1 protein-coding gene is annotated in these 253 nt (G+C 45.8%); it reads right to left on the bottom strand.

Features of this window, described 5'->3' with window-relative positions:
- Positions 1-253: DUF3987 domain-containing protein (locus tag B4920_RS27125; RefSeq protein ID WP_139379732.1), on the bottom strand; the 253-nt coding region annotated here is incomplete at both ends.

The raw sequence follows: 253 nt of genomic DNA, 5'->3' as shown, positions 1-253 counted from the left end.
AGCTATTGGTGAAGTAGGTTTACTCAAATTGTGAGTACGCCATGCCTCTATCAGGGTGGGCTGATCCTCACCCTGTTTACACATTTCATCTAATTCCTTCTTTAGCACTTTTTGCTTCATACACCACAATTCAAGATCCACCTCATACCTCTGCTGTGCATGCTCTGCCTGCTCACTCAGCCATTTCTCAAATTCACGGACTGGTTTCATCAGTATTCTATCGACCGAACTTTTTCGCTCACCGGAGCCCGCT

The sequence above is a fragment of the Zoogloea sp. LCSB751 genome (assembly GCF_002028455.1).
GTDB lineage: Bacteria > Pseudomonadota > Gammaproteobacteria > Burkholderiales > Rhodocyclaceae > Zoogloea.
This window is presented reverse-complemented; position numbering and strand designations above follow the sequence as displayed.